The sequence below is a fragment of the Lederbergia citri genome (genome assembly GCF_018343625.1).
GTDB classification, from domain to species: Bacteria; Bacillota; Bacilli; order Bacillales; family Bacillaceae_C; genus Lederbergia; species Lederbergia citri.
The window spans coordinates 1-3,091 of the sequence record NZ_JAGYPG010000003.1 but is presented as its reverse complement, the minus strand read 5'-3'; the positions used below and the strand labels follow the sequence as shown (position 1 = coordinate 3,091).

At 52.6% G+C, this 3,091-nt stretch carries 1 rRNA gene; it reads right to left on the bottom strand.

Going from position 1 to position 3,091, the window contains the following annotated elements:
* Position 1 precedes the first annotated feature (1 nt).
* Positions 2-2,935 (bottom strand): 23S ribosomal RNA (locus KHA97_RS16100).
* Positions 2,936-3,091: the final 156 nt, after the last annotated feature.

The window sequence follows — 3,091 nt, the reverse complement described above, 5'->3', positions numbered from 1 at the left end:
TTTGATTAAGTCCTCGATCGATTAGTATCCGTCAGCTCCATGTGTCGCCACACTTCCACACCGGACCTATCAACCTGATCATCTTTCAGGGATCTTACTCGCTTGCGCGATGGGAAATCTCATCTTGAGGGGGGCTTCATGCTTAGATGCTTTCAGCACTTATCCCGTCCGCACATAGCTACCCAGCGATGCCTTTGGCAAGACAACTGGTACACCAGCGGTGCGTCCATCCCGGTCCTCTCGTACTAAGGACAGCTCCTCTCAAATTTCCTGCGCCCGCGACGGATAGGGACCGAACTGTCTCACGACGTTCTGAACCCAGCTCGCGTACCGCTTTAATGGGCGAACAGCCCAACCCTTGGGACCGACTACAGCCCCAGGATGCGATGAGCCGACATCGAGGTGCCAAACCTCCCCGTCGATGTGAACTCTTGGGGGAGATAAGCCTGTTATCCCCGGGGTAGCTTTTATCCGTTGAGCGATGGCCCTTCCATGCGGAACCACCGGATCACTAAGCCCGACTTTCGTCCCTGCTCGACTTGTAGGTCTCGCAGTCAAGCTCCCTTGTGCCTTTACACTCTGCGAATGATTTCCAACCATTCTGAGGGAACCTTTGGGCGCCTCCGTTACTCTTTAGGAGGCGACCGCCCCAGTCAAACTGCCTGCCAGACACTGTCTCCCACCCGGATCACGGGTGCGGGTTAGAAGGTCAGTACAGCAAGGGTAGTATCCCACCGATGCCTCCATGGAAGCTGGCGCTCCCATTTCCTAGGCTCCTACCTATCCTGTACAAGCTGCACCAACATTCAATATCAGGCTGCAGTAAAGCTCCACGGGGTCTTTCCGTCCTGTCGCGGGTAACCTGCATCTTCACAGGTACTATAATTTCACCGAGTCTCTCGTTGAGACAGTGCCCAGATCGTTGCGCCTTTCGTGCGGGTCGGAACTTACCCGACAAGGAATTTCGCTACCTTAGGACCGTTATAGTTACGGCCGCCGTTTACTGGGGCTTCAATTCGCACCTTCGGTTTGCACCTAAGCGCTCCTCTTAACCTTCCAGCACCGGGCAGGCGTCAGCCCCTATACTTCGCCTTGCGGCTTCGCAGAGACCTGTGTTTTTGCTAAACAGTCGCCTGGGCCTATTCACTGCGGCTCTCTCGGGCTTACACCCTATCAGAGCACCCCTTCTCCCGAAGTTACGGGGTCATTTTGCCGAGTTCCTTAACGAGAGTTCTCTCGATCACCTTAGGATTCTCTCCTCGCCTACCTGTGTCGGTTTGCGGTACGGGCACCTTTTACCTCGCTAGAGGCTTTTCTTGGCAGTGTGGAATCAGGAACTTCGGTACTATATTTCCCTCGCCATCACAGCTCCGCCTTAGGATGAAGGATTTGCCTCCACCCCGGCCTAACTGCTTGGACGCGCATATCCAACAGCGCGCTTACCCTATCCTCCTGCGTCCCCCCATTGCTCAAACGGTAAAAAGGTGGTACAGGAATATCAACCTGTTGTCCATCGCCTACGCTTTTCAGCCTCGGCTTAGGCCCCGACTAACCCTGAGCGGACGAGCCTTCCTCAGGAAACCTTAGGCATTCGGTGGAAGGGATTCTCACCCTTCTTTCGCTACTCATACCGGCATTCTCACTTCTAAGCGCTCCACAAGTCCTTCCGGTCTTGCTTCACCGCCCTTAGAACGCTCTCCTACCACTGACACCAACGGTGTCAATCCGCAGCTTCGGTGATCCGTTTAGCCCCGGTACATTTTCGGCGCAGAATCACTCGACCAGTGAGCTATTACGCACTCTTTAAATGGTGGCTGCTTCTAAGCCAACATCCTGGTTGTCTAAGCAACTCCACATCCTTTTCCACTTAACGGATACTTGGGGACCTTAGCTGGCGGTCTGGGCTGTTTCCCTCTCGACTACGGATCTTATCACTCGCAGTCTGACTCCCAAGGACAAGTCATTGGCATTCGGAGTTTGTCTGAATTCGGTAACCCGATGAGGGCCCCTAGTCCAAACAGTGCTCTACCTCCAAGACTCTTCTCCTTGAGGCTAGCCCTAAAGCTATTTCGGAGAGAACCAGCTATCTCCAGGTTCGATTGGAATTTCACCGCTACCCACACCTCATCCCCGCACTTTTCAACGTACGTGGGTTCGGGCCTCCAGTAAGTGTTACCTTACCTTCACCCTGGACATGGGTAGATCACCTGGTTTCGGGTCTACGACCTCATACTCAAAACGCCCTATTCAGACTCGCTTTCGCTGCGGCTCCGTCTCTTCGACTTAACCTTGCATGAAATCGTAACTCGCCGGTTCATTCTACAAAAGGCACGCCATCACACATGAATGTGCTTTGACTATTTGTAGGCACACGGTTTCAGGATCTCTTTCACTCCCCTTCCGGGGTGCTTTTCACCTTTCCCTCACGGTACTGGTTCACTATCGGTCACTAGGGAGTATTTAGCCTTGGGAGATGGTCCTCCCAGCTTCCGACGGGATTTCACGTGTCCCGCCGTACTCAGGATCCACTCAGGAGGGAACGAAGTTTCAACTACAGGGCTGTTACCTTCTATGGCGGACCTTTCCAGATCGCTTCGCCTACCCCGTTCCTTTGTAACTCCATGTTGAGTGTCCTACAACCCCAAGAGGCAAGCCTCTTGGTTTGGGCTCTTTCCGTTTCGCTCGCCGCTACTTGGGAAATCGATTTTTCTTTCTCTTCCTCCGGGTACTTAGATGTTTCAGTTCCCCGGGTCTGCCTTCCATTTCCTATGAATTCAGAAATGGATCCTACCCCATTACGGGCAGGGGGTTTCCCCATTCGGAAATCTCCGGATCAAAGCTTGCTTACAGCTCCCCGAAGCATATCGGTGTTAGTCCCGTCCTTCATCGGCTCCTAGTGCCAAGGCATCCACCGTGCGCCCTTTCTAACTTAATCATAAAAAGGTTTCTTATGGATAATTCCATAAGGTGATGTTTTCTTGGTTTGTTACTTCTCTATTATCTGGTTTTCAAGGAACAAAAAATGTTTTGAGAGTTCAACCTCTCAAAACTGAACGAAACGAAACGTCTTCTGATCAGCGCTCGGCTGATC